Genomic DNA, 25008 nt, shown 5'->3' with positions numbered 1-25008 from the left:
ATGCGCCGAACGGGCCGTTAGCATGTGCACAATTCACCTGGGAGATCATAATGACCGTATCGCGCCGCGGCCTGCTCGCCGCGACCGCCGCCGCGCCTGCGCTCATGCGGGTGCAGGACGCCCTGGCCCAGGGCATCGCGCCGCGCCGGGGCGGGACGTTGACCTCGATCCTCTCGCCGGAGCCGCCGGTGCTGCAGATCGGCGTCAACAACCAGGGGCCGACGCTGGTCGCGGCGGGCAAGATCTTCCAGGGATTGCTGACCTTCAGCCCGACGCTGGAGCCGATCCCGGTGCTGGCCAAGAGCTGGACGATCAGCCCGGATGGCAAGGAATACGTCTTCAAGCTGCAGGAAGGCGTCAAATTCCATGACGGCCATCCGATGACGGCGGATGACGTCATCTTCTCCATCATGAAATTCCATATGGAGGTGGCGCCGCGGGCGCGGGCGATCTTCGCGCTGATCGACAAGGCGGAGGCGCCGGACCCGCTGACGGTGCGCCTCACGCTGAAGCAGCCCTTCCAGCCCTTCCTGCTGATGTTCGACAACAGCGCCTGCGCCATCGTGCCGAAGCACCTGTTCGACGGGCAGGACTATCGCACGGCGCCGGCGGTGCAGCGGCCGGTGGGCACCGGGCCCTTCCGCTTCGCCGAATGGCAGCGCGGCAACTTCATCCGCCTCGAGCGCTTCGCCGATTACTGGAAGTCGGGGCAGCCCTATCTCGACGCGATCATCTACCGCATCGTCCCCGACAGCCAGAGCCGGCGGCTGGCACTCGAGACGGGGCAGGTGCTGCTGACCCAGGGCAGCGACATCGAGCCCTTCGACGTGCCGGCGCTGCGGGGGCGGCCGAACCTCGAGGTCTCGACCAAGGGCTGGGAGTATTTCTCGCCGCTCGCCTGGATCGAGCTGAACCACCGGGTGAAGCCGCTCGACGACGTGCGGGTGCGGCAGGCGATCAGCATGGCGATCGATCGGAATTTCATCACCCAGCGGCTGTGGTTCGGCGTCGGCAAGCCGGCGACCAACCCGATCGCCTCCACTACCCGTTTCCACGATGCCAGCGCGAAGATCGCCGGGCTCGACGTGAAGGCGGCGGCGGCGCTGCTGGATGCGGCGGGGTTGAAGCCGAATGCGCAGGGAGTGCGCTTTACGCTGAAGCACCTGACCTTGCCGTATGGGGAAGTCTGGTCGCGGCTGGCCGAGTACCTGAAGCAGTCGCTGCGCCAGGTCGGCATCGCGCTGGAGTTGGAAAGCACGGATGCCGGCAGCTGGGCGCGGCGCGTCGGCGCCTGGGAGTATGATACGACGATCAATTTCGTCTACCAGTTCGGCGACCCGACGCTCGGCGTGGAGCGGACCTATGTGTCCACGAACATCCAGAAGGTGACCTTCACAAATACCGGGGGCTACTCGAACCCGAAGGTGGACGAGCTCTTCGCCACGGCGCGCAACGCGGCGGACGCGAAGGACCGTCAGGTGGCCTTCAGCGCGGTGCAGAAGATCCTCTGCGAGGAGGTGCCGCAGATCTGGCTGATGGAGATGGCCTTCCCGACCATCCACGACAAGAAGGCGCGGAACGTCATCACGACCGGCCTTGGCGTGCATGCCAGCTTCGACGACGTCTTCCTGACCGCCTGATGGAGGCCTCGAAGCTGCCCGGCTTCCTGCTGCGGCGGGGGGTGAAGGCGGCGATCGTCGTGCTGGCGATCGTCATCTGCAATTTCCTGCTGGTGCATGCGGCGCCGGGCGACCCGGCGAGCGTCATCGCCGGGCAGTCGGGCGCGGCGGATGCGGTCTTCCTCGAGCAGCTTCGGCGTCAGTTCGGGCTGGACCAGCCGCTCTATGTCCAACTCTGGATCTACCTGAAGAGCGTGCTGTCGCTCGACCTCGGCTTCTCCCACCGGCAGCAGGCGCCCGTCGCGCAGTTGGTGCTGGAGCGGTTGCCGGCGACGCTGCTGCTGACGGGGGCGGCGTTTGCCTTCGCCCTGGCGGCGGGGGTGACGCTCGGGGCGCTGGCGGCGCAGCGGGTGGGGCGATGGGCAGACAGCGTGATCACCGTCATTGCGCTGACCTTCTATGCGACGCCGCTCTTCTGGGTGGGGCTGATGCTGGTGCTGGTCTTCTCGGTCTGGCTGGAATGGCTGCCGAGCTTCGGCATGTCGAGCGTCGGCGTCGAGATGCATGGGCTGGAGGTGGTGTGGGACGTGGCGCAGCACCTGCTGCTGCCGGCCTTGACGCTCGGGCTCTTCTATCTGGCGGTCTATGCGCGGCTGACGCGGGCGACGATGCTGGAGGTGGCGGACCAGGATTTCGTCAAGACGGCGCGGGCCAAGGGCGTGCCGGAGGGGCGTATCCTGCGGGCGCATGTGCTGCGCAACGCGCTGCTGCCGGTCATCACCTTCGCCGGCATTCAGGCGGGGCAGCTGCTCGGCGGATCGATCCTGGTGGAGACGGTCTTCGCCTGGCCGGGCATCGGGCGGCTCGCCTTCGAGGCGCTGCTGGCGCGGGACTACCCGGTGCTGCTCGGAGTCTTCTTCTGTACCAGCGTCATGGTCGTGCTGTTCAACCTGCTGACCGACATGCTGTACGCCATCATCGATCCTCGGGTGGAGGTTGCGGGTTGAGGGATTTCTGGAGGCGTTTCCGGCGCAACAAGGGCGCGGTGGTCGGTCTCGTTATCCTGCTGCTGGTGGTGCTGCTGGCGGCCACCGCACCCTGGCTCTTCCCCGGCAGCCCCTGGGACATGGCGGGCGCGCCCTTCTCGCCGCCGGGCGAGATGGGGATGCTGCTCGGGACGGACAGCCTCGGCCGCGACGTGGCGGCGGGCATCGCGCATGGAGCGCGCATCTCGCTGCTGGTGGGCGCGGTCTCGACCGCGGCGGCGCTGCTGGTCGGCGTGACGCTCGGGGCGGTAGCCGGCTATCTCGGTGGCATCGCGGATGATGCGGTGATGCGCTTTACCGAGTTCTTCCAGACCATCCCGAGCTTCGTCCTCGCCATCCTGCTGGTGGCGATCTTCACGCCTTCCATCGGTTCGGTGGTCTTCGCCATCGCCATCGTCTCCTGGCCGCCGGTGGCGCGGGTGGTGCGGGCGGAGTTCCTGTCGCTGCGCGGGCGGGAGTTCGTCCAGGCGGCGGAGGTGCTGGGCAAGTCGCGGCTGTCCATCGTGCTGACCGATATCCTGCCGAATGCGCTCTCGCCCATCGTCGTGCTGTCCTCGCTAATGGTCGCCTCGGCGATCCTGCTGGAGAGCGCGCTGAGCTTCCTCGGCCTTGGCGACCCGAACCTGATGACCTGGGGCTTCCTCATCGGCTCCGGCCGAAGCGTCATCCGCCTGGCCTGGTGGATGAGCGTGTTTCCGGGCATCGCCATCTTCCTCACCGTGCTGGCGCTGAACCTGGTGGGGGAGGGGCTGTCGGATGCGCTCAACCCGCGCCTCGCGCGGCAGCGGGGGGGCGCGGCATGAGCTTGCTTCGGGTCGATGGGCTGACAGTCGCACTGCCGCCGGGTGGCGACCGGCCGCATGCGGTGGAGGATGTCTCCTTCCATGTCGATGCGGGGGAGATTCTCTGCGTCGTCGGCGAGAGCGGGTCGGGCAAGTCGATCAGCGCCAATGCGGTGATGGGGCTGCTGCCGAAGGGTTTGCCGGTGCGGCAGGGAAGCATCGCCTTCGAGGGGCGGGAGCTGCTGTCGCTCGCACCCGAGGCGATGCGGAAGCTGCGGGGCGAGCGCCTCGCCATGATCTTCCAGGAGCCGATGACAGCGCTCAACCCGCTGATGCGCGTTGGCGACCAGATCGCGGAAGTGCTGCGCGTGCATGGCAGCGGCGCCGATGCGGCGCGGCGGGTGCCGGAGCTGCTGGCCGCCGTCAACCTGCCCGATCCGGCGGCGATCGCGCGCAGCCATCCCTTCCGGCTGTCGGGCGGGCAGCGGCAGCGGGTGATGATCGCCATGGCGCTGGCGCTGGAGCCGGCGCTGCTGATCGCCGACGAGCCGACGACGGCGCTCGACGTCACGACCCAGATGCAGATCCTGCGGCTGATCCGGGAGATCCAGTCGCGGCGCGGCATGGGTGTGCTGTTCATCACCCATGATTTCGGCGTCGTCGCCGAGATCGCCGACCGCGTCGCGGTGATGCAGCGCGGGCGGATTGTCGAGCAGGGGCCGGCGGCCGAGGTGCTGAACCGGCCGCAGCACTCCTACACGCAGGCGCTGATTGCGGCCGTGCCGCATGGCGCCGCCCAAGCGCGGGCCGCGATCACCACGGCGCCGGTGCTGGAGCTGCGGGGCGTCGAGAAGACCTATCGCCGCGGCGGGTTCTTCGGCGCGCGGGCGGTGGTGCGGGCGGTGCACGACGCCGATATCAGCCTGCGGCAGGGAGAGACGCTGGGGCTGGTCGGCGAGAGCGGCAGCGGCAAGTCGACGCTGGCGCGCTGCGTCGTCCGCCTGGTGGAGCCGGAACGGGGGACTATCGCCTATCACGGCACTGATTTGCGGCCGCTGTCACGCGCAGGCTGGAAGCCCTATCGCCGGCGCATCCAGATGGTCTTCCAGGACCCCTACGCCTCGCTCAACCCGCGCCGGACCGTGGGCGACACCATCGCCGAGGGGCCGGTCACCCATGGCACGCCCCGGGCCCAGGCGCTGGAGCGGGCCCGCGAGCTGCTGCGGCTGGTGCAGCTCGATCCCGGGGCGATGGACCGCTACCCGCACGAGTTCAGCGGCGGGCAGCGGCAGCGCATCGGCATCGCACGCGCCCTGGCCATGGAGCCGGAGCTGTTGATCGCCGACGAGCCGGTCTCGGCCCTCGATGTTTCGGTCCAGGCGCAGGTGCTGGCGCTGCTGGCGGAGATCCGGGCGCGGCTGGGCCTGACCATGCTCTTCATCACCCATGACCTGCGCGTGGCGGCGCAGATCTGCGACCGGGTGGCGGTGATGCAGCGCGGGGCGATCGTCGAGCAGGGGCCGACTTCGGAGGTTTTCGCCGCGCCGCGGCACGCCTATACGCGGCAGCTACTGGACAGCATCCCGGGAAGGGGCTGGACTCCGCCCGAACTCTAGGGGGATGCCATGAGCCAGACACTCGATCCAGGGGCTCGCCGGGCGATCCTCGACGCCGTCGATGCGCTGCGCGACGAGAGCGTCGAGACGCTGAAGCGGCTGGTGCGTTGCCCCTCGACGCTCGGCAACGAGCAGTCGGCGCTGAACGAGATGGCGCGAATCTATGAGGGACTCGGCCTCGCGCCGCGCCGGGTGCCGACGGTGCCGGCGGAGCTGGCCGCGCATCCGGGCTTCTCGCCGCCGCTGATCTCCTATGAGGGGCGGGACAATGTGGTCGCCCTCCACCAGCCGCGGGAGCGGCGGGGACGGAGCCTCACCTTGCAGGGGCATGTGGATGTCGTGCCGGAGGGTGCTGCCGATATGTGGGCGACGCCGCCCTATGAGCCGGATATCCGCGACGGGCGGATGTATGGGCGTGGCGCGGGGGACATGAAGGCAGGCATCGTCTCCTATGTCACGGCCTTCAAGGCGATACGCATGGCGGGCTTGCAGCCGGCGGCCGAGGTGCAGATGCAGTCGGTGATCGAGGAGGAGTGCAGCGGCAATGGCGCGCTGGCCGCCATGCTCGCCATGCCGAAGACGGATGCCGTCATCATCCCGGAGCCGGGGCCGGGGCTCGATGCGCTCTATACGGCGGAAGTAGGCGTGGTCTGGGCCTGGGTGACGGTCTCCGGCCGGCCGGCGCATGTGCGCGACATGCAGGCCGGAGTGAACGCCATCGAGGCGGCGACGATCATCGCCGGGGCCTTCAAGGAGTACGAGCGGGAGATGAACGATGGGTCGCGCATCCATCCGGCCTTCCGCGGCGTGAACCATCCGGTCAACGTCAATCTCGGCACCATCGAGGGTGGCGAGTGGAATTCCTCGGTCGCCACGCGCTGCCGCATCGGGCTGCGCGTCGGGGTGATGATGGGCTATACGGCGGCGCAGACGCGGGCGGATATCGAGCGGCTGGTGGAGCAGGCGAAGGGGCATGAGCGGCTGCGCGGCGCCATGGTGAAGCTGGAGTTCAAGGGCTTCATGGCCGATCCCTGCGTCTTCGACACCGATGCGGAGATCGTGCAGTTGGCGCGGCGCTCCTATGCCGAGGTGACAGGCGGGAGCCTGCGCGACTATCCAGCGACGGGGCTGACTGACGGGCGGTTCTTCACGCTGTACCAGGATACGCCGGTTGCCTGCTTCGGCCCGGATGCGGTCGACATCCACGGCATCGACGAGAATGTCGGGCTGGACAGCATGCACGGCATCACCCGCACCATCGCGCTGGCCATGGCCGAGTGGTGCGGCATCGAGAAGGCCTGAGACCATGTCCGCATCCAACCTCCCGCTCTCCGGCGCCAGGCTCTGGGAGAGCCTGATGGAAATGGCGAAGATCGGCGGCACGCCGAAGGGCGGCTGCAACCGGCAGACGCTGACCGACCTCGATGCCGAGGGGCGGGCGCTGTTCCAGCGCTGGGGCGAGGCCTGCGGGCTGACGCTCAGCGTCGACCGGCTGGGCAACATGGTCTTCCGGCGGGAGGGGCGGGACCCGACGCGCGCGCCGGTTGCCATCGGCAGCCATCTCGACACCCAGCCGACGGGCGGGAAATTCGACGGCGTGCTCGGCGTGCTGGCGGGGCTCGAGATCATGCGGGCGCTGCACGAGGCAGGTGCGGAGACCGAGGCGCCGCTGCTGCTGATCAATTGGACCAACGAGGAGGGCGCCCGCTTCTCGCCACCGATGATGGGCAGCGGCGCGGCCATGGGCATCTTCACCGAGGAGGAAGTTCTGACCAAGCGCGCGGCCGACGGCGCCGTCTTCGGCGAGGAGCTGCGGCGCATCGGCTGGCAGGGCGAGGCGAACCCGGCCGAGCTGCAAAAGGTCGGCGCCTATCTCGAGTTGCATATCGAGCAGGGCAAGCTGCTGGAGGATGCCGGGTTCGATGTCGGCATCGTCACCCATGCGCTCGCGCAGAGTTGGTTCGAGGTGACGGTGGAGGGCGAGGACGCGCATGGCGGCTCGCCCATGGCCGGGCGAAGGGATGCGATGATGGCGGCGGCGCCGCTGATCGCCGCCGTCGAGGAGATCGCGCTCGGGACGCGGGCGCCCGATGGCGAGCCGGGGCGCGGCACGGTCGGCGTGGTCGAGGTCTATCCCGCCTCGCGCAACGTGGCGCCGAGCCGCGTCTTCTTCAGCGTCGATTTCCGGCACAGCGATCCGGATGCGCTCGCCCGCATGGGCGAGGCGCTGGCGGCACGCGGGGCGGAGGTCGCGGCGGCGCGCGGGGTGAAGGTGACCGTCGCACCTTTCTGGCACTCGCCGCTGACGCCCCTCGACGCGGGGCTCGTCGCCCATGCGCGGGCGGGGGCGGAGGCGCGCGGGCTGCGCTACCGGGAGATCCCGACCGCCATCGGCCATGACGCGGTCTACATGGCGCGCCGCGTGCCGGCGGTGATGGTCTTCACGCCCTGCCATGGCGGGCTCTCGCACAATGAGGCGGAGAGCATCACCCCCGAATGGGCGACGGCCGGGCTGCAGGTGCTGGCCGACGCCGCCATCGCCGCGGCCAATGCGAAGGAGTAGGGCATTGCGCATCGCCATCGGCGGCTTCCAGCACGAGAGCCATTCCTTCGCCCCGCTGCCGACGGGCTGGGCGGAGTTCATGCGCCCGGGCGGCTTTCCCGGCTTACAGCGCCCGGCGACACTGATCGAGACGCTGCGGCCGACTTCCGTTCCCTGTGCGGGCGCCATCGAGCTGGCAGAGGCTGAGGGGGTAAGTGTCGTCCCGCTGACCTGGTGCTTCGCCAATCCGGCGGGGCCGGTGACAGCGGAAGCCTTCGAGCGGATCTCGGCGCTGATGGTGGCTGCGCTCTCCGATGCGCTGGAGGCGGGGCCGCTGGATGGCATCTTTCTCGAACTGCATGGCGCGATGGTCGCGGTCGGCTTCGACGATGCGGAGGGCGAGCTGCTGCGCCGCATCCGCGCCGTGGTCGGGCCCGCGATGCCGCTCACTGTCAGCCTCGACCCGCATGCCAACATGACGCGTGCCATGACGGACCTCGCCGATGCGCTGGTGCCCTATCGCACCTACCCGCATGTGGACATGAAGCCGGCCGGCGCGCAGGCGATGCGGCTGCTGATCGAGCGCATCCGGCGCGGGCGGCCTTGGGCCAAGGCCTTCGCCGAGGTCGATTTCCTCATCCCTCTCACCATGCAATGCACGCTGGTGCCGCCGATGTCGGCGGTGCTGGAGGAGCGGGAGCGGCTGGCGGCGGAACATGGCGCGGCGGAGCTCGCCTTCTGCTTCGGCTTCCCTTACGCGGATTTTCCGGGCTGCGGCGTCGCTATCGCCGGCTATGCCGAGAGCCAGGCGGCGGCGGATGCGGCCGTCGCCGGGCTGAAAGCCTATATGGACGCGCATGAGCCGGAATTCGCTGGTGGCGTCGCCCCGGCGGCGGAGGGCGTGGCGCAGGCCATCGCTGTCGCGCGTGATGCCGCGAAGCCGGTGGTCATGGCGGATACGCAGGACAATCCAGGCGGCGGCGGGCATGGCGACACCACCGGCTTGCTCGCCGAGCTGATCCGGCAGGATGCGCAAGGCGCGGTGCTCGGCCTCATCAACGACGCGGAGAGCGCGGCGGCCTGCCATGCGGCGGGCGTCGGGGCGACGCTGCCGCTGTCGCTCGGCGGCAAGAGCGACGGGGCGCCGCTCGCCGTCACCGCCACGGTGGAGGCGCTGACGGATGGGCGCTTCATCTGTACCGGGCCGATGGGGAAGGGCAACCCGGCCGATCTGGGGCCGACGGCGCTGATCCGCGTCTCCCCGGGCGTGCGGGTGATCGTGGTGACGCGGAAGATGCAGGCGCTGGATCAGGCGCTCTTCACCCATATCGGCGTGGAACCGCGCGAGCAGAAGATCCTGGCGCTGAAGTCGAGCGTGCATTTCCGCGCCGATTTCCAGCCGATCGCCGAGCAGGTGCTCGTTGTCGCCGCGCCCGGGCCGGTGGTGGCGGACCCGGCGGTACTGCCCTTCACCAATCTTCGCCCGTCGCTGCGGCTGCGGCCGGGAGCCAATCGCTGATCAGCGGCGGACGGCGCGGGCGACCTCGGCCTGTTGCAGCAGTGCGGCGCCGGCCGGGCTGCTGAGCAGGACGTCCATCCGCTCCACCTCAGCGCGCTGGCCGGCGCACCAGCGGTCGCGTTCCTGCTGGCGGGTGCCGAAATCGGGCGGGGCCATGCTGCGGAGGATATCGTCGCGTGCCGCGGCGCCGCCCTGCTCGAGCGCCGCGGCCTCGATGCGGGCGGCGCGGTCGAGGGTGGTGACGGAGAGCGCCAGGTTGCAGGCCTGCCCGGCGCGGACAAGGCGGCCAATGGCCTGGGATCGCGCTGCGGCATCCGGCGAATCGAGGCTTGGCGCGGCGGCTTCCGGCGGGGCGGCGCAGCTGAGGAGGAGCAAGAGCGGAAGCAGGCCAGCGCGCATGGTCCGCAGTATCGTGCCGCAGGTGCCGAAGTGAACCGGTGTCATCCTTCCACGGCCAGAAAGGCTTCCACTTCGGCCCGGCGCGGGATCGGCGCCACGGCACCGTAGCCGGTGGTGGAGAGGGCAGCAGCGGCATTGGCGTAGCGGGCAGCCAACAGCGGGTCGTCGCCCGCCACGGTCCGGGCGAGGAAGGCGCCGGCGAAGGTGTCTCCGGCGCCAGTTGCATCCACCGCGGCAACCTTGCGGCCGGGCACCAGCACGCGCCCGTCCGGCCGAGCCACCATCACGCCCTTGGCGCCGAGCTTCAGCAGGACGAGCGGACAGCCGAGGCGGAGATAGGCATCGGCGATGGCGTCGGGCGCATCGAGCCCGGTCAGGGCCCGCGCATCCTCAAGGGAGGGAAGGGCGATATCGGCTTGGGCGATCGCCGCATGGATGACGGCGGCGGCCCGCGCCGCGGGCCAGAGGCGGAGGCGGAGATTGGTGTCATAGGAGACGCGCACCCCCGCCGCCTTCGCCACGGCGATGGCGTGGAAGGCGGCATCGCAGGCGCTGGCGGAGATGGCTTGGCTGATGCCGGAAAGGTGGAGGAGTTTCGCGCCACGGATCGCCGCCTCCGGCACATCTCCTGGCCGGTAGCGGCTGGCGGCGCTGCCGCTGCGATAGAAGGTGAAGTCGTGACCGCGCTCGTCATGGGTGACGATGTACATCCCCGTTTGCGCCTCGGGGTGGCGCAGCACGGTCTCGGTCGAGACGCCCTCACGCTGCCAGAGCGCCATGAAGCCGTCGCCCGGCCGGTCCTGGCCGATGGCGGTGATGTAGCCGGCGCTCGCCCCGCTGCGGGCGGCGGCGATGGCGGCGTTGCTGGTGTCGCCACCCTGGCCCTCCAGGTAGAGGATGCGGCCATCGGGGCCGGGCGGCTGCTGGTTCAGTTCCAGCATCGGCTCGCCCATGCAGAGGATGTCGGGCATCAGGCTTGCTCGATCCCCATTACCTCATGCGCCGCGCGAAGGATGGCGGGCTTGTCGCCGGCGGCGATGCGCGCCTCGTCCACCAGCTTGCCGCCGATGCCGACGAAAGCGGCGCCGGCCGCCAGATAGGCGGGCGCATTGCCGGCATCGACGCCGCCGGTCGGGCAGAAGGCGATGCCGGGGAAGACGGCGCGCACCGCCTTCACATGCGCCGGCCCGCCCGCGGAGCTGGCGGGGAAAAGCTTCACTACATCGGCGCCGGCGGCCACCGCGGCACGAATCTCGGTCGGGGTCATGGCGCCAGGCATGGCGGCGGCCCCGGCGGCGCGGGCGAGGGCGATGACGGCGGGATCGACCCAGGGCGTCACCAGGAAGCGCGCCCCGGCGGCGAGGCAGGCCTCGGCCGCGCTCTCATCCGGCACCGTGCCGGCGCCGATGATGAGGCCCGGCTCGCCGGCCAGTTCCTTGATGAGGGCAACGGCATCCGGCGTGGTGAGGGTAATCTCCAGCACCGTCATCCCTGCCTCGCGCAGCCAGGAACAGGCGGTGACCGCATGGGCGGCCGTCGAGGTGCGGACCACCGGCACCACGCGGGCCCGGCGCAGCACCGGCAACAGGGGATGGCTCATGGTTCCGGCGCTCCGCTTCCTCGGCGCCGTCAGCCCCGGCGCCCGCTGCCCGACCGGGCTGCACGATCGAGGGATCGCGCGGACCGGTCCAGCCCTTGCTCTATCGCGTGATTCACGCCCGCGGCGATCACGCTCTATGGGGAGCGCGTTTCGGCGCCGGCCGCAAGGGGGTCAGCCCTGGCAGGCGGCCAGCATGGCATCCGCCGTGGCGTCGAGGCGCCGGGCCTCCGCATGGGCTCCGAGCACGGCCTCCTGCGTGTCGGCGAGACCGCGCGAATAGGCCTGCAAGGAAGTGCCGAGGCCCGCGACTGCGCCGGACAGGGCACCGAGTTCCCGCCGCAGCCCGGCGACGGCGGCGCGCTGCTCGTCGAGCGCCGCGTCGAGGGTTCTCAGCGCCCGGCGCAGGCGGTCCTCAGGCTTTTCCGGGAAGGGGAGGATGTCGGCGGTCGGGGTCATGGCGAGCACCTTCGGAATGTCTAATAATTTGTAAATCGTCTCGCTAAGAAGGTAAAGATCTTTAAACGCTGTTAAGGGCTGCCGCCGCTCCCGCCAACAGGCAGAGCGCCGCGCCGAGGCTGAGCGCCCAGCGCAGGCGGAGATAGCCAAGAGGCACGAGGCCATGGCGGGCGGCGAGGGTCTCCACCGCCGCCGTCGCCAGGATGGCTGTGGCGAGCAGGGTGAGCCCCGGCACCGGCGGCAGCAGCAGTGCCGCCCAGGCGATCAACGCCGGCAGCACGCCAAGGCCGAGCCGCGGGGCGGCATAGCGCGCCTCGTTGGCCGGGGCGCCAAGAGCGAGGCCCCAGTGCACCGCGCCGAGGAAGCTCAGGATCACCATGCCGTAAGCGGCAAGGGCAAAGAGCGCGAAGCCCCGCATCTCCGGCGGCAGCAGCCAGGAGAGCAAGGCGGTGGCGATGAAGGGCAGCAGGCCGGCGGCGCCGAGCCAGATGGCGGGAGTGGGCATGGGGCTCATTCTGCGCAGATCGGTCCCCTGCCGGCGAGGGCAAGGCCGGGCCCTACCGCCCGGGCGCCGCCCGACCTAGAAGACGCCATGGCGACATTCATCGAAGTGGCGATCCTATTCCTGCTGGTGGTGCTGAACGGGGTCTTCGCCATGAGCGAGCTGGCCATCGTTTCCGCCCGTCGCGGCAGGCTGCTCGCCATGCAGCGGCGTGGCAGCGTGGGGGCGGAGGCGGCGCTGGCGCTTGCCGAGGATCCGCAGCGCTTCCTGCCTACGGTGCAGATCGGCATCAGCCTCGTCGGCATCCTGGCAGGCGTCTTCGGCGGCGCGCGGCTGGCCGGCCCCTTGGGCGAGGCGCTGTCCGCGATCCCGGGCTTCGCGCCCTTCGCCACCGAGGTGGCCTTCACCCTCGTCGTGTTGCTGATCGCCTATGCCAACCTGATTCTCGGCGAGCTGGTGCCGAAGCAGCTCGCGCTACGCGACCCGGAGCGGGTGGCCGTCGCCGTTGCCCGGCCGATGACGGTGCTGGCACGGGTGACGGGGCCGATCGTCTGGATGCTGAGCCTGTCCTCCAACCTCGTCCTCCGCCTCTTCGGCCCCGCCCCGGTGTCGGACCAGGCGGTGACCGAGGAGGAGGTGAAGGCGGTCGTCGCCGAGGGGGCGGAGGCCGGCGTGCTCGAGCATGAGGAGCGGCACATGATCGAACGGGTACTGCGCCTTGCCGACAAGCCGGTCCGGGCCCTGATGACGCCGCGCAACGACGTCTCCTGGCTCGACCGCAACGCCTCGCCGGGGGACATTGCCGCGGCGCTCAGGGCGCAGGACGTGACGCGGTTCATCGTCGCCGACAGGCGGATCGACAACGTGGTCGGCGTGGTCGTCGCTAAGGATCTGCTGGACCAAGCACTGGAGGGGGCTCCGCTCTCGCTCGCCCGCGTGCTGCGCCAGCCGCTGGTGCTGCCGGACAACCTCAACGCCCTCGATGCGCTGGACCGGATGCGGCACGACACCATCGGCATCGCCGTCGTGCTCGACGAGTATGGCAGCTTCGAGGGGGTGGTTACGGCTTTCGACCTGCTGGAAGCGATCATCGGCGAACTGGGTTCGGGGGAGACCCCGCAGGCATCGGGCGACCCGGTGACGCGCAGCGATGGCAGCCTGCTGCTTGAGGGCAGCATGCCGAGCGACGAGCTGCGGGCGCGGCTCGACCTGCCGGAACTGCCCTACCAGGGCAGCTACCACACGGTGGCCGGGCTGATGCTGGCGCTGCTGCGGAGGGTACCGAAGGAGGGCGACCGGATCGTCTGGGCCGGCTGGCGCTTCGAGATCGTCGATATGGACGGGCGGCGGGTGGACAAGGTGCTGGCGATGCGGGAGGAGGTGGCGGGGGCCGTGGCGCCGGCTACCGCCCCGCCGTCCGCGCGATCGGCGGGATGAACTGCGCCTCGGTGTCCCAGGGGAAGAGAATCCAGGTGTCCTGGCTCACTTCGGTGATGAAGGTATCGACCAGCGGCTTGCCAGCCGGCTTGGCATAGACCGTCGCCAGATGCGCCCGCGGCAGCAGGCCGCGCACCACCCGGGCCGTCGTGCCGGTATCCACCAGATCGTCGATGACGAGCCAGCCCTCGCCGTCGGCGGCCGCCAGCGGCGGCTTCACCACCTGCGGCTCTCCCATCGCCTCCTCGTCATAGGTGACGACCGAGACGGTTTCGAGCAGGCGGCATTCCAGCTCGCGCGCGACGATGGCCGCCGGGATCATGCCGCCGCGGGTGATGGCGACAACTCCCTTGAAAGGTCCGTGCTCCATCAGCCGCCAGGCCAGCGCCTTGCTGTCGCGGTGCAGCTGGTCCCAGCCGACGGTGTAGTATTTCGTGGCCATCAGAACATCTTCCCGCCCTTGGGGACGGCGAGGTCGGGCTTCAGCAGCACGACTGCGCCGTTCTCGTCCGGCACGCCGAGCACCAGCACCTCGCTCATCACGGGGCCGATCTGGCGGGGCGGGAAATTGACCACCGCCACCACCTGCCGGCCGATCAGCTGGTCCGGCTTGTAATGGACGGTGAGCTGGGCGGAAGAGCGCTTCACCCCGATCTCGCCGCCGAAATCGACCCAAAGCCTGATCGCCGGCTTGCGCGCCTCGGGAAAGGGCTGCGCATCGGTGATGGTGCCGACGCGGATGTCGACCCGCTCGAAATCCGCATAGCTGATGGGCTCGCTCATGCGTTTGGAATAGCCTGGGCGGGAGCGCCGGAGCAAGGCGGCTTGCCGAAGCCCGCCGCTGCCGCCACAACGACAGTCGACGGAAACGCCCCAAGACGGCTACAGGACGGACGAGCACCATGAAGCGCGATTTCCACGCCCCCGGCCGCAGCGCCGTTTATGGCACCCGTGGCATGGCGGCGACTTCCATGCCCATCGCCACCTTCACCGCGCTCGAGGTGTTGCAGAAGGGCGGCAATGCATTGGATGCGGCGATCGCCGCCGTCGCCGTGCTGGGCGTGGTGGAGCCGCAGAGCACCGGCATTGGCGGCGACTGCTTCTGCCTCTATGCCCCGGCCGGGACCGGCAAGGTCGTCGCGCTGAACGGCTCCGGCCGGGCGCCGGCCGCGGCAACGCCGGAAGCGCTGCGCTCCCGCCAAGTGAGTGCGCTGGAGCCGACCTCGGCGCATGTCGTCACCATCCCGACCGCCGTCTCGGGATGGGAGCTGTTGAACAAGACCTATGGCCGGAAGGAGCTGGACGAGTTGCTGCGCCCGGCGATCCGCTGCGCCGAGGAGGGCTGGCCCGTCCATGCCCGCGTCGCCGCCGACTGGGCGGTGGCCGCTGGCAAGCTGCGCGGCAACGAGGCCTCGGCGCGCCGCTTCCTGGTCGATGGCGAGGCGCCGCGCATCGGCCACCGCTTCGTCCAGCCGGAGCTTGGCCGGACGCTCAGGACCATCGGGGCGAAGGGCGCGCGGGGCTTCTACGAGGGCGAGGTGGCGGCCGACATGGTCGCCACGCTGCGCGCGCTGGGCGGGCTGCATACCGAGGAGGACTTCGCCCGCAGCCTGCGTGGGGCGGAGTTCGTCGATCCGATCAAGACCGCCTGGCGGGGCATGGAGGTCTACCAGTGCCCGCCCAACGGATCGGGCCTGCACGTGTTGCAGCTGCTTGGCATCCTTGACGGCTTCGAAACGCCGGAGGCAGGGCCGGTCAGTGCCGAGCGCTACCATCGCCATATCGAGGCGGCGCGGCTGATTTATCGCGACCGCGATGCCTTCCTCGCCGATCCGGCGCAGGTGGACGTGCCGGTCGCGGCGCTGACGGACCCGGCCTATCTCGCGGCGCTTCGCGGCCTCATCAGCGACGAGCGCGCGATGAAGCTCCTGCCGCCGGCCGGGACGAGCGACCTCGCGAAGCACAAGGACACGGTCTATCTCTGCGTCGTCGATGAGGAGGGCAATGCATGCTCCTTCATCAACAGCCTGTTCGAAAGCTTCGGCAGCGGCATCCTCGCCGAGAAGTCGGGCGTGATGCTGCACAACCGCGGCTACGGCTTCCGCCTGCAGGAGGGGCACCCGAACTGCATCGCGCCGAACAAGCGGCCGATGCACACCATCATCCCGGGGATGGTGATGAAGGACGGCGAGGCGATCATGCCCTATGGCGTGATGGGCGGGCATTTCCAGCCGATGGGGCAGACCCTCTTCCTCACCAACCACTTCGAATTCGGCCTCGACGTGCAGGAGGCGATCGACTGTCCGCGCCTCTTCCCCTCGCCGGCCAAGGGCGTGGTCGAGGTAGAGCGGAACATCCCCTCCGCCGTCCTGGACCGGCTGAGCCGTCTCGGCCATGAGGTGGCGCTGATCGACAAGCCGCACGGCGGTGGCCAGGCGATCTTCATCGACCGCAAGGCCGGGCTGCTGGTCGGCGGCAGCGACCCGCGCAAGGATGGCTGCGCGCTGGGCTTCTAGCCGTGATGCGGGCGGTGCGAGCCGACATCACCACGCTCGATGTCGATGCGGTGGTGACGGCGGCGAATGAGGGGCTGCGGGGCGGCGGGGGAGTCGACGGTGCCGTCCACCGTGCGGCGGGGCCGGAATTGCTGGCGGCCTGCCGCAAGCTCGGCGGCTGCCCGACCGGCGAGGCGCGGATCACCCCCGGCTTCCAGCTGAAGGCGCGCCATGTAATTCACGCGGTCGGGCCGGTATGGCGCGGCGGCACGGCGGGGGAGCCGGGGCTGCTGGCCTCGGCCTACCGGTCGAGCCTTGCGCTGATGCGGGCGGCGGGCGGGGCTTCCGTCGCCTTTCCGGCCATCTCCACCGGTATCTACGGGTATCCGCCTGAGCAGGCCGTGCGCATTGCCGTGGTGACGGTGCGGGAGGACCTGATCGCGCATGGGCCGATCGAGGTGGTCTTCGCCTGCTTCGACGACCTCACCCTCGCACTATACGAGAAGGAACTTGCCGGATGACCGAACCCTGCGACCTGAGCGCCGTCGAGGCGCGGCGGCTGATCGGCCGCAAGGCGCTCTCGCCGGTCGAGTTGCTGGAGAGCTGCCTCAAGCGGATCGACGAGGTGAACCCGGCGGTCAATGCCATCGTCGCCCGTGACGACGAGGCGGCGCGCGCCGAGGCCCGGGCGGCGGAGGCGGCGGTGATGCGCGGCGAGCATCTGGGCGCGCTGCACGGGCTGCCGGTCGGCATCAAGGACCTCGAAGAAACCCGGGGGCTGCTGACCACCTATGGCAGCCCGATCTTCGCCGACTTCGTGCCGAAGGAGGATTGCGGCATGGTGGCGCGCATTCGCGCCGCCGGCGGCGTCGTCATCGGCAAGACCAACACGCCGGAATTTGGCCTCGGCGCCAATACCCGCAACCGGGTGCATGGTGCGACGGGCAATGCTTTCAACAATACCCACTCTGCGGCCGGCTCCTCCGGCGGCTCGGCGGTGGCGCTGGCGACGGGCATGGCGCCGCTCTGTTCCGGCTCCGACACTGGCGGGTCGCTGCGCAATCCGGCCAGCTTCAACGGCATCCTCGGCTACCGGCCGAGCCCAGGCCTCGTCTGCTCGGAGAAGCGCGCCCATGGCTGGACGCCGCTCTCGGTGCTCGGGCCGATGGCGCGGGACGTGACGGATGCCTGCCTGCTGCTCTCCGCCATCGCCTCCGACGATGCGCGGGACCCGCTGGCTTATACGCTGCATGCCCGCACCGTTCGCGGCGAGCCGGCGCTGTTCAGCCCGCCCCGCAGCCTCGACCTCTCAACGCTGAAGCTGGCCTTCTCCGAGGATCTCGGCCAGGCCCCGACCGAGGGGGTGGTCCGTGAGGCTTTCCGTGCGCGGGTCGGTGCCCTGGCACCGCTCTTCGCCCGGGCCGAGGCGGCGCATCCGGATTGCTCCGGCGGCGACGAGGCCTTCGAGGTGCTGCGGGCGCAGGGCGTGCTGACCGCCCATGCCGAAAAGGTGCGGACCCGGCCGCAGGATTGCGGGCCGAACGTCATCGCCAATGTCGAGGAGGGGCTGCGCTACAGCCTGGCCGACGGGGCGCGGGCGGCGCAGCTGCAGACGCGCATCTACCGCGACTTCCAGCGCTTCTTCGCCGAGCATGACGTGCTGGTGACACCATCCATCACCATCAGCCCGCGCAACTGGCGGGAGCTCTACCCGAAGGAAATCGACGGCCAGCCGACCCGGACCTATTTCCATTGGCTGGCGCTGGCCTATTACGTGACCCTCACCGGCCATCCGGCGGTCAGCCTGCCGATGGGGCTCGATGCCAGGGGCATGCCCTTCGGCCTGCAGATCGTGGGGCCCAGGGGCGGCGACGCCTTCGTGCTCGGCGTCGCTGCGGCGATCGAGGCGGCCTGTCGCGGCGATGCGGCGCTGGCCCGCCCGGTACCGGACCTGGCGGCCCTCCGCCAGGCTCAGCCGATCAGCGGGATGGCCGAATTCCGCAGCTTCGACTAAGGGCTTACCAGCCCCGGTAGGGGCGGCCGTAGCCGCCGCCGTAGCCGCCGCCGTAGCGTGGCGCCCGATAATATCCCCGGTTGCCGTAATAGGGCCGGGGATTGTCGGTCGCGGCGCCCGCGGCCAGAGCCGCGGCGACGCCGACGCCGGCCCCGAGCAGGGCGGTATTGCCCCAATTCGTGGAGCCGTCGGGATTTTGGCAGCCGGCCAGCAGCAGGCTCGATGAAAGCAGGGCGACAGCGGCGAAACGATGGATCATGGCCTTCTCCTTACCGCCATGGGAGCGCAGCTTCACGGCGAGAGCGTGGCAGGCCTGTTCAATCCCGCGTGGCTGAGAAGGCGTTGAATGTTTGCAGGGTGTAGGTGTCCTTGACCCCCGGTACGGTCTGCAGCGTCTCGACCACGAAAAGGCCGATATCCTTCTCGGGCTCAAGGTAGAATTTCCCCATCAGGTCGTATTGGCCTGAGATCGAATGCATCTCGGAGAGTTCCGGAATGGTGTCCGCCATGGTGCGGGCGACGCGGTAGGCCTGGCCCATCTCGCATTTGATCTGAACGAAAATGGCGCGCATCGGCCTCTCCTTCTCCTGGTTCGGCGGTCTTGTAGCGCGCTTCGGGCGGTATCCCGAGTCCTCTGCCGCCCACTCGGGCGGGGCCGGGACCTGGCCCTTGCCTGGCTCACACGTGCCGGCGCCGGCAGGCCGGGCCAGCTGCGGCGCAGGAGCAAGTCCGATCACGAGAGCATGGCGCCGCCTGTCGTGACCGGCGCGTCGGGCCGGTTTCGTTGCATGGCATACGGCGGCGGGCTAGGCACCTCGCTCACGGACGCCCCCAGACGGAGTAGGAATGATGCGCATTGCGGTCCTCGGAGCCGGCTATGTCGGCCTGGTCTCCGGCGCATGCTTTGCCGAGTTCGGCATCCAGGTTTGCATCGTCGATACCGACCCGGCGAAGGTGGAGGCGCTGCAGCGCGGCGTGATCCCGATCTACGAGCCCGGGCTCGACAAGCTGGTGATCGAGAACCAGGCGGATGGCCGGCTCAGCTTCACGACCAGGCTCGAGGAGGCGATGGAGGGCGCCGATTGCGTCTTCCTCGCCGTCGGCACGCCGTCGCGCCGCGGCGACGGGCATGCCGACCTGCAGTATGTCTTCGCCGCCGCCGAGGGCGTGGCGCGGGCGGCGAAGAAGGACCTCGTCCTCGTCACCAAGTCCACGGTGCCGGTCGGGACAGGGAAGAAGATCAAGGAGATCGTGCAGCGGGTGCGCCCCGACCTGACGATCCATGTCGCCAGCAACCCGGAATTCCTGCGCGAGGGCAACGCGATCGGCGACTTCATGCGGCCCGACCGCGTGGTGCTCGGCGCCGAGAGCGAGGTGGCCTTCGCCACGCTGCGCCGGCTTTACCGGCCGCTCTACCTGATCGAGACGCCGATCGTCGCCACCAGCCTCGAGACGGCGGAGCTGATCAAGTATGCGGCGAATGCCTTCCTCGCCACCAAGATCACCTTCATCAACGAGATGGCCGATCTTTGCGAGAAGGTGGGCGCCGACGTGCATGACGTGGCGCGCGGCATGGGGCTCGACGGGCGGATCGGGCGGAAGTTCCTGCATGCCGGCCCGGGCTATGGCGGCAGCTGCTTCCCGAAGGACACGCTGGCGCTGGCGATGACGGCGCGCGACGCTGGCTCGCCGGTCCGCCTCGTCGAGACGACGATCGCGGTGAACGATGCGCGTAAGGAAGCGATGGCGGACCGCATCATCGCGGCGCTGGGCGGCGACGTGGCGGGCAAGTCGATCGGCATCCTCGGCGTGACCTTCAAGCCCGAGACGGACGACATGCGCGATGCGCCGAGCCTCGTCATCCTGCCGAAGCTGGTGGCGGCGGGTGCCCGCGTGACGGTGCACGACCCGCAGCCGCATCAGGCGCGGCAGTCGCTGCCGGGCGCGGTGACCTTCGTGGCGACGCCGCTGGAGGCGGTGACGGGAGCGGATGCGGTGGCGCTGCTGACGGAGTGGAACGAGTACCGCTCCATGGCGCCGGAGCGGCTGCGCGGGGCGATGCGGGGCCGGGTCGTGCTCGACCTGCGCAATGCCTGGGACCCGGAGGCCATGCGCGAGGCAGGGCTCGACTATTCCGGCATTGGCCGCCCGTAAGCCCGGCTGATCGGTGCCGCTCTGCCCAAGGAACGGGCAGGGCGGTCGCCAGGGCCGGGGGATGTGGCTGGCACGGACCTTGCTCCGCCTTGGAGCATGAGCGCATCCCCCGCTACCCTACCTGCTCCGGATCGCGGCGGCCCTGCCCAGCCGCTGCTGCTGCTCTCGGGGCTGAAGAAGCATTTTCCCATCCGCGGCGGGCTGTTTGGCGCCACCGTGGCGACGGTGCGGGCGGTGGATGACGTTTCCTTCGCCGTGCGCAAGGGCGAGACGCTCGGCATCGTCGGCGAGAGCGGCTGCGGCAAGTCGACCACGGCGCGGCTGCTGATGCGGCTGATGGAGCCGGATGCCGGCAGCATGGTCTTCGACGGCGAGGGCGTCGGGCAGAATGCGCAGACCGGCGGCATCACGCTGAAGGAATACCGCCGCCAGGTGCAGATGGTGTTCCAGGACAGCTACGCCTCGCTGAACCCCCGCCTGCCGATCGAGGAAAGCATCGCCTTCGCCCCCAAGGTGCATGGGGTCTCCGCCAGCGAGGCGCGGGGGCGGGCGCATGAGATCCTGGCGGCGGTCGGGCTGGCGCCGGCGAGCTTCGCCCGGCGCTATCCGCATGAGCTCTCGGGCGGCCAGAGGCAGCGCGTGAACATCGCACGCGCCTTGGCGCTGCAACCGCGGCTGATCCTGCTCGACGAGCCGGTCTCGGCGCTCGACAAGTCGGTCGAGGCGCAGGTGCTGAACCTGCTGGTCGACCTCAAGGCGAAGTTCGGCCTCACCTATGTCTTCATCAGCCATGACCTGAACGTCGTGCAGTACATCTCCGACCGGGTGCTGGTGATGTATCTCGGCCAAGTGGTGGAGCAGGGGCCGGTGGAGGCAATTTATGAATGCCCGGCCCATCCCTACACGCGGGCGCTGCTGGCGAGCCGTCCTTCGATGGACCCCGGTTCGAGGCGGACGGAGCCGCCGCTGACCGGCGACCCGCCCAACCCGATCAACCCGCCCTCCGGCTGCCGCTTCCGCACCCGCTGCCCCTTTGCCGAGGGCATCTGCGCGGAGCGGGAGCCGGTGCATTCGGCGCTCGGCGGCGGGCATGAGGCGGCCTGCCACATGGCGGAGCCGGGCAGCGGCCATTCGCAGGCAGGGAGGCTGGCGGCATGAACGCCATGTCGGAGACATGCTTATGAGCGAGGTCATGGAGCGGCCGATGACGGCCACGGCAAACGCGACCCCACTGGTGACGCTGCGCGACCTTTCGGTTCGCTTCGTTTCGCGCGACGCGACCATGCATGCCGTGAACGGCGTCGACCTCGACCTTGGGGCGGGGGAGGTGCTCTGCATCCTCGGCGAGTCGGGCTCCGGGAAGTCGGTGACGCTGCGGGCGCTGATGAAGCTGCTGCCGCGAAGCGCCCGCGTCACCGGCCGCATCGAGGTAGCCGGGCGCGACGTGCAGGCGATGAACGAGCGGCAGCTGCAGGATTTCCGGGGCAGCGACGTCGCCATGATCTTCCAGGAGCCGATGACAGCGCTCGACCCCGTCTTCACCATCGGCCAGCAGATCGCCGAGACGGTGGTGCGCCACGAGGGCGTAAGCCGCACGGCCGGCATGGCACGCGCGCTGGAACTGCTGGAGTTGGTGCAGATCCCCTCGGCAAAGCGGCGGCTCGCGGCCTACCCGCACGAGCTTTCGGGCGGATTGCGGCAGCGGGCGATGATCGCCGTGGCGCTCGCCTGCAAGCCGAAGCTGCTGCTGGCCGACGAGCCGACGACCGCGCTCGACGCCACGGTGCAGATCCAGGTGCTGCTGCTGCTGCGGAAGCTGCAGGAGCAGCTCGGCATGGGGGTGATCTTCGTCACCCACGACCTCGGCGTCGCGGGCGAGATCGCCGACCGGGTGGCGGTGATGTATGCCGGGCGGGTGGTCGAGGAGGGGCCGGTCGCGGCGATGATGCGGGGACCGCTGCACCCCTATCCGCGCGGGCTGCTCGGCGCCACGGTGCATGGCGGCATGCGCGGGCAGCGCCTGACCACCATCCCGGGCGCGCCGCCGGGCCTCGAGACCCTGCCGACCGCCTGCTCCTTCGCGCCGCGCTGCGCCGAGGCCGAGCCGGCCTGCCTCGCGGGCGTGCCGGCGCCGCGCTCGCCCGTGCCGGGGCGGAGCGCACGCTGCATCAAGGTCGCGGCGGGCTGAGCGTCAGCCGCGGCGGCCGAGATCCCAGGGCAGGCGCTCGGCCTCGCGCAGGGCATCGCCCCGGCTGATGCCGATATCCTTCAACATGCGGTCGTCCATCTCCGCCAGGTAGCGGCGGGTGATGACGGCGCGCATCATCGCGTGCAGGCTCGGCAGCGCCGGCAGGCTCGGCCGAAACCAGGGCAGGGGACGGGTGCGGGCATTCAGGATGGCCATGACGGGTTCTCCTCACCCGTTGAAGCTGATCCTCTCAGGCAGATAAGAAAAACGAATTGCATTGACGATCACCATCAGGATTGCTGATGCTTGAGGCATGTTGTCGATCCCGCCTGGCCTCGACCCCGACCTCCTGCGCAGCTTCGTGCTGATTGCCGAAGGTGGTAGCTTCACCCGCGCCGCTCAGGCGGTGGGGCGGACGCAATCGGCCGTCTCCATGCAGATCCGACGGCTCGAGGACATCCTCGGACAGCCTCTCTTGCTACGCGGCACGCGGGGGGTGGAGCCGACCCAGCATGGGCACTGGCTGCTGGAGAGGGCGCGCCGGCTGCTTGCCCTGCATGATGAAATCCACGCCACCTTCCGGCAGCCGGCGGTGGCCGGGTCGGTGCGGCTCGGCTCGCCGGATGATTACGCCATCCGTTGGCTTCCGGCGATCCTTGCCCGCTTCGCCGCCTGCCATCCGGCTGTGCAGGTGGAGGTGACCTGCGCGCCGTCCCATGAGCTGGTGGAGCGGCTCGAAGACGGCGAGCTCGACCTCACCCTGATCTCGGAGGGGAACGAGCCACTCGGGGCGCGGCCGCGCTGGCTCTGGCGCGGGCCGCTCTTCTGGGTCGGGACAGAGGAGGTGGCGCGTCGCCGGCCGTTGCCGATCGCGCTGGCCAATGGCGGGTGTTCCTGGCGGAAGGCGGCGGTCGCGGCGCTCGATGCAGCGGACCTACCCTGGCGGATGGCCTATACAGCGGCCTCCCTTTCCGGCTCGCTGGCGGTGGCCTTGGCGGGGCTGGCGGTGACCGTCGCCATGCCGGCACCCTTGCCGGAGGGGCTGCGGGTGCTCGGAGCAGCGGAGGGGCTGCCGGTGCTGCCGGATTTCGGCATCGGCCTGCTGCGGGGGCCGGGGACACCGGTCTCCGAGGCGCTGTCGCGGCACATCGAGGAGGGCTTCGCACTGGAGGAGGGGTTCGAGGCACGGCTACGGGCTTGAGCCGGACCGGGAAGCAGGTCAGAACGGCAGAGGTGAAATAAATCCAGGAAACCTCCCATGAACCGTCGTTCGATGCTGGCCCTGGCGGCCACGGGCCTTGCCACGCCGCGCCTCCTGCGGGCACAGGAGGCTTGGCCGGACCGGCCGATCCGCCTCATCGTGCCCTGGCCTCCTGGCGGCTCGACCGACACCATTGCCCGGTTGTTCCAGCCCAAGCTGGCCGAAATCCTCGGCAAGCCGGTCATCATCGACAACCGGGGAGGCGCTGCGGGTTCGATCGGCGCCATCGAAGCGGCCAGGGCAGCGCCCGACGGCTATACCTGGATGTTCGCCTACGACAACGAGGCGACCAACCAGACGCTGCTGCGGCTGCCCTACAGGACGCTCGAGGCCTTTGTTCCGGTCAGCCTGGTGGCGACCGGGCCGCTGGCGCTCGTCGCCCATAGCAGCACACCGTATCGCAGCTTCCAGGATGTGGTTGCCGCCGCGAAGAAGGCGCCGGATACGATCAGCTTCGCCAGCTCGGGCGTCGGTGGCCTTGCCCATGTCTCGACGACGCTGTTGCAGCAGCAGGGCGGGTTCAACCTCGTGCATGTGCCCTACCGGGGCGGCGGGCCGGCCGTGCAGGATGCGGTGGCGGGGCAGGTGCCGCTCTTCATGTCGAACGTGGTCATCATCAGCCAGCATATCCGGGCCGGGACCTTGCGGCCGCTCGGAGTGACGACCTTGAAGGAGAGCCGGCATGTGCCGGGGACGGCATCTTTCGCGGAACAAGGCTTCCCCGGCTTCGATGCGCCGACCTGGTGGGCCTTCCTCGGCCGGGCGGGGACGCCGGAGCCGATCCGCAAGCGGATGCAGGATGCGCTGGTGCAGGCCCTGGCCGATGCCGATGTCCGTACCCGGATCGAGGAGCAGGGTTGCGACGTGCGCGCCACCGGACCCGAGGAGTGCGGCCGCTTTCTCGGCCGGGAGATCGAGCGTTGGGGCCAGGTGATCCGCGACAACAAGATCAGCGCGGATAGCTGAGGGTCGGGGTGGGTTAAAAGTTTCGGCTTCCGCCCGCGGAAAGGTCGAATCGGCTGTTGACCGGCCTGCGGGCGGGGCGTAGAAGCCTCTCACCGCGACGATGTCGGGGCTTGACGAGAACGGGCGGAGACGCCAATATCGCTGCCCCGCTAAAGAAGTGGTACACATCGCCGATCAGCCGCTCCGGCTTCCTCAACAGGAAGGCTTCGCGGTTGTGAGGCGGTTCGCTGTCGGGTGACTCTGGCGGCCTTGTTCTTTTAAATCTGCATCTGGTTTTGGAAGCGCGTATTGGATGATGTGTGCTTGTTGGTTCATTCTTCTGCGGTAGTGGGAGGATGGCTGGTGAGCGTTGGGTTTGGTTGGGGTTAGGTTGGGCATTGGGTTTTGTATGCTGGCAGAGATGCTGGTGTAT

The 25008-nt window shown here is 69.7% G+C and carries 26 protein-coding genes; 16 read left to right on the top strand and 10 right to left on the bottom strand.

The genetic code is table 11. The features are described 5' to 3' along the window. The first annotated feature begins 50 nt into the window (after nucleotides 1-50). The 7 genes from LH62_RS23035 to LH62_RS23005 are packed head-to-tail and all read left to right on the top strand — an operon-like array spanning nucleotide 51 to nucleotide 9124. Nucleotides 51-1640, top strand: a complete 1590-nt coding sequence (locus LH62_RS23035) for an ABC transporter substrate-binding protein (RefSeq protein ID WP_043364478.1) — start codon at nucleotides 51-53, stop codon at nucleotides 1638-1640. Further along, entirely contained in the window at nucleotides 1640-2626 is a 987-nt protein-coding gene (locus LH62_RS23030) for an ABC transporter permease (protein ID WP_043364477.1), read from the top strand. The genes LH62_RS23035 and LH62_RS23030 overlap by 1 nt, the downstream gene beginning before the upstream one ends. Next, entirely contained in the window at nucleotides 2623-3468 is an 846-nt protein-coding gene (locus tag LH62_RS23025; RefSeq protein ID WP_043364476.1) for an ABC transporter permease, read from the top strand. Before LH62_RS23030 ends, LH62_RS23025 begins: the two co-directional genes overlap by 4 nt. Then, nucleotides 3465-5063, top strand: a complete 1599-nt coding sequence (locus LH62_RS23020; RefSeq protein WP_043364475.1) for an ABC transporter ATP-binding protein — start codon at nucleotides 3465-3467, stop codon at nucleotides 5061-5063. Before LH62_RS23025 ends, LH62_RS23020 begins: the two co-directional genes overlap by 4 nt. Before the next feature lie 9 nt (nucleotides 5064-5072). Further along, the gene (locus tag LH62_RS23015; RefSeq protein ID WP_043364474.1) at nucleotides 5073-6365 is read left to right on the top strand and encodes an ArgE/DapE family deacylase; all 1293 of its coding nucleotides are present in this window, start codon (nucleotides 5073-5075) and stop codon (nucleotides 6363-6365) included. A 4-nt stretch (nucleotides 6366-6369) separates the two neighbouring features. Next, nucleotides 6370-7626, top strand: coding sequence for a Zn-dependent hydrolase (locus tag LH62_RS23010; RefSeq protein WP_043364473.1), 1257 nt, complete (start codon nucleotides 6370-6372; stop codon nucleotides 7624-7626). A 4-nt stretch (nucleotides 7627-7630) separates the two neighbouring features. Then, nucleotides 7631-9124 carry a M81 family metallopeptidase gene (locus LH62_RS23005; protein ID WP_052214842.1) on the top strand — a complete coding sequence of 498 codons (1494 nt, stop codon included), beginning with the start codon at nucleotides 7631-7633 and terminating at the stop codon, nucleotides 9122-9124. Here LH62_RS23005 and LH62_RS23000 read toward each other — a convergent pair whose 3' ends face one another. From LH62_RS23000 to LH62_RS22980, 5 genes are all read right to left on the bottom strand, one after another. Then, nucleotides 9125-9568 carry a hypothetical protein gene (locus LH62_RS23000; protein WP_043364471.1) on the bottom strand — a complete coding sequence of 148 codons (444 nt, stop codon included), beginning with the start codon at nucleotides 9566-9568 and terminating at the stop codon, nucleotides 9125-9127. Beyond that, on the bottom strand, nucleotides 9565-10494 hold the full coding sequence (locus tag LH62_RS22995) for a sugar kinase (protein WP_043364470.1): 930 nt from the start codon (nucleotides 10492-10494) through the stop codon (nucleotides 9565-9567). Before LH62_RS22995 ends, LH62_RS23000 begins: the two co-directional genes overlap by 4 nt. Further along, a complete protein-coding gene (locus LH62_RS22990) occupies nucleotides 10494-11123 on the bottom strand; it encodes a bifunctional 4-hydroxy-2-oxoglutarate aldolase/2-dehydro-3-deoxy-phosphogluconate aldolase (RefSeq protein WP_043364469.1) in 630 nt (209 codons plus the stop codon). The genes LH62_RS22995 and LH62_RS22990 overlap by 1 nt, the downstream gene beginning before the upstream one ends. A gap of 171 nt (nucleotides 11124-11294) precedes the next feature. Further along, nucleotides 11295-11579 (bottom strand): hypothetical protein, encoded by a 285-nt coding sequence (locus LH62_RS22985; RefSeq protein ID WP_043364468.1) that lies wholly within the window; start codon nucleotides 11577-11579, stop codon nucleotides 11295-11297. A gap of 61 nt (nucleotides 11580-11640) precedes the next feature. Further along, entirely contained in the window at nucleotides 11641-12084 is a 444-nt protein-coding gene (locus tag LH62_RS22980; RefSeq protein ID WP_160299874.1) for a DUF3429 domain-containing protein, read from the bottom strand. 87 nt (nucleotides 12085-12171) lie between these two features. Between LH62_RS22980 and LH62_RS22975 the strand changes: the two genes are divergently transcribed. After that, nucleotides 12172-13518: a hemolysin family protein gene (locus LH62_RS22975; RefSeq protein ID WP_052214841.1), complete on the top strand. Its 1347-nt coding sequence runs from the start codon at nucleotides 12172-12174 to the stop codon at nucleotides 13516-13518. On the opposite strand, the gene gpt is transcribed toward LH62_RS22975, so the two are convergent. Together gpt and LH62_RS22965 are read right to left on the bottom strand one after the other, a co-directional pair. After that, nucleotides 13484-13960 (bottom strand): xanthine phosphoribosyltransferase, encoded by a 477-nt coding sequence (gpt, locus tag LH62_RS22970; protein WP_043364466.1) that lies wholly within the window; start codon nucleotides 13958-13960, stop codon nucleotides 13484-13486. The genes LH62_RS22975 and gpt overlap by 35 nt on opposite strands. Beyond that, nucleotides 13960-14301 carry a tRNA-binding protein gene (locus tag LH62_RS22965; protein WP_043364464.1) on the bottom strand — a complete coding sequence of 114 codons (342 nt, stop codon included), beginning with the start codon at nucleotides 14299-14301 and terminating at the stop codon, nucleotides 13960-13962. The genes gpt and LH62_RS22965 overlap by 1 nt, the downstream gene beginning before the upstream one ends. 119 nt (nucleotides 14302-14420) lie before the next feature. Between LH62_RS22965 and ggt the strand changes: the two genes are divergently transcribed. From ggt to LH62_RS22950, 3 genes are read left to right on the top strand one after another with little or no spacing between them, the layout of a single operon-like run. Beyond that, nucleotides 14421-16034: a gamma-glutamyltransferase gene (gene ggt, locus LH62_RS22960; protein ID WP_043364463.1), complete on the top strand. Its 1614-nt coding sequence runs from the start codon at nucleotides 14421-14423 to the stop codon at nucleotides 16032-16034. A gap of 5 nt (nucleotides 16035-16039) precedes the next feature. Next, on the top strand, nucleotides 16040-16534 hold the full coding sequence (locus LH62_RS22955; protein WP_043364462.1) for an O-acetyl-ADP-ribose deacetylase: 495 nt from the start codon (nucleotides 16040-16042) through the stop codon (nucleotides 16532-16534). Beyond that, complete coding sequence (locus tag LH62_RS22950) at nucleotides 16531-18027, top strand: amidase (protein WP_043364461.1); 1497 nt, start codon at nucleotides 16531-16533, stop codon at nucleotides 18025-18027. Before LH62_RS22955 ends, LH62_RS22950 begins: the two co-directional genes overlap by 4 nt. Before the next feature lie 4 nt (nucleotides 18028-18031). On the opposite strand, the gene LH62_RS22945 is transcribed toward LH62_RS22950, so the two are convergent. Both LH62_RS22945 and LH62_RS22940 read right to left on the bottom strand, forming a co-directional pair. Next, nucleotides 18032-18286, bottom strand: coding sequence for a hypothetical protein (locus LH62_RS22945; RefSeq protein ID WP_043364460.1), 255 nt, complete (start codon nucleotides 18284-18286; stop codon nucleotides 18032-18034). A 58-nt stretch (nucleotides 18287-18344) separates the two neighbouring features. Next, the gene (locus tag LH62_RS22940) at nucleotides 18345-18599 is read right to left on the bottom strand and encodes an Lrp/AsnC family transcriptional regulator (RefSeq protein WP_043364459.1); all 255 of its coding nucleotides are present in this window, start codon (nucleotides 18597-18599) and stop codon (nucleotides 18345-18347) included. Nucleotides 18600-18876: 277 nt separating this feature from the next. On the opposite strand from LH62_RS22940, the gene LH62_RS22935 reads away from it, so the two are divergent. The 3 genes from LH62_RS22935 to LH62_RS22925 all read left to right on the top strand — a co-directional run bounded on the left by LH62_RS22935 (nucleotide 18877) and on the right by LH62_RS22925 (nucleotide 22369). Then, nucleotides 18877-20181, top strand: a complete 1305-nt coding sequence (locus LH62_RS22935) for a UDP-glucose/GDP-mannose dehydrogenase family protein (RefSeq protein ID WP_043366448.1) — start codon at nucleotides 18877-18879, stop codon at nucleotides 20179-20181. Nucleotides 20182-20277: 96 nt separating this feature from the next. Beyond that, nucleotides 20278-21339, top strand: a complete 1062-nt coding sequence (locus tag LH62_RS22930) for an ABC transporter ATP-binding protein (RefSeq protein WP_043364457.1) — start codon at nucleotides 20278-20280, stop codon at nucleotides 21337-21339. A 22-nt stretch (nucleotides 21340-21361) separates the two neighbouring features. After that, nucleotides 21362-22369, top strand: a complete 1008-nt coding sequence (locus LH62_RS22925; RefSeq protein ID WP_236552609.1) for an ABC transporter ATP-binding protein — start codon at nucleotides 21362-21364, stop codon at nucleotides 22367-22369. 3 nt (nucleotides 22370-22372) lie between these two features. On the opposite strand, the gene LH62_RS22920 is transcribed toward LH62_RS22925, so the two are convergent. Next, nucleotides 22373-22585 carry a DUF1127 domain-containing protein gene (locus LH62_RS22920; protein ID WP_043364456.1) on the bottom strand — a complete coding sequence of 71 codons (213 nt, stop codon included), beginning with the start codon at nucleotides 22583-22585 and terminating at the stop codon, nucleotides 22373-22375. Nucleotides 22586-22682: 97 nt separating this feature from the next. Here LH62_RS22920 and LH62_RS22915 point away from each other — a divergent pair, with 97 nt between their 5' ends. Further along, nucleotides 22683-23570, top strand: a complete 888-nt coding sequence (locus LH62_RS22915; RefSeq protein WP_052214840.1) for a LysR substrate-binding domain-containing protein — start codon at nucleotides 22683-22685, stop codon at nucleotides 23568-23570. A 57-nt stretch (nucleotides 23571-23627) separates the two neighbouring features. After that, on the top strand, nucleotides 23628-24596 hold the full coding sequence (locus LH62_RS22910; RefSeq protein WP_043364455.1) for a tripartite tricarboxylate transporter substrate binding protein: 969 nt from the start codon (nucleotides 23628-23630) through the stop codon (nucleotides 24594-24596). The last annotated feature ends 412 nt before the right edge of the window (nucleotides 24597-25008 follow it).

It is taken from the genome of Belnapia sp. F-4-1, assembly GCF_000802185.1.
Classification (GTDB): Bacteria; Pseudomonadota; Alphaproteobacteria; order Acetobacterales; family Acetobacteraceae; genus Belnapia.
Note: the sequence above shows the minus strand (reverse complement) of the source record. Positions and strands in the feature narration are given on the sequence as shown.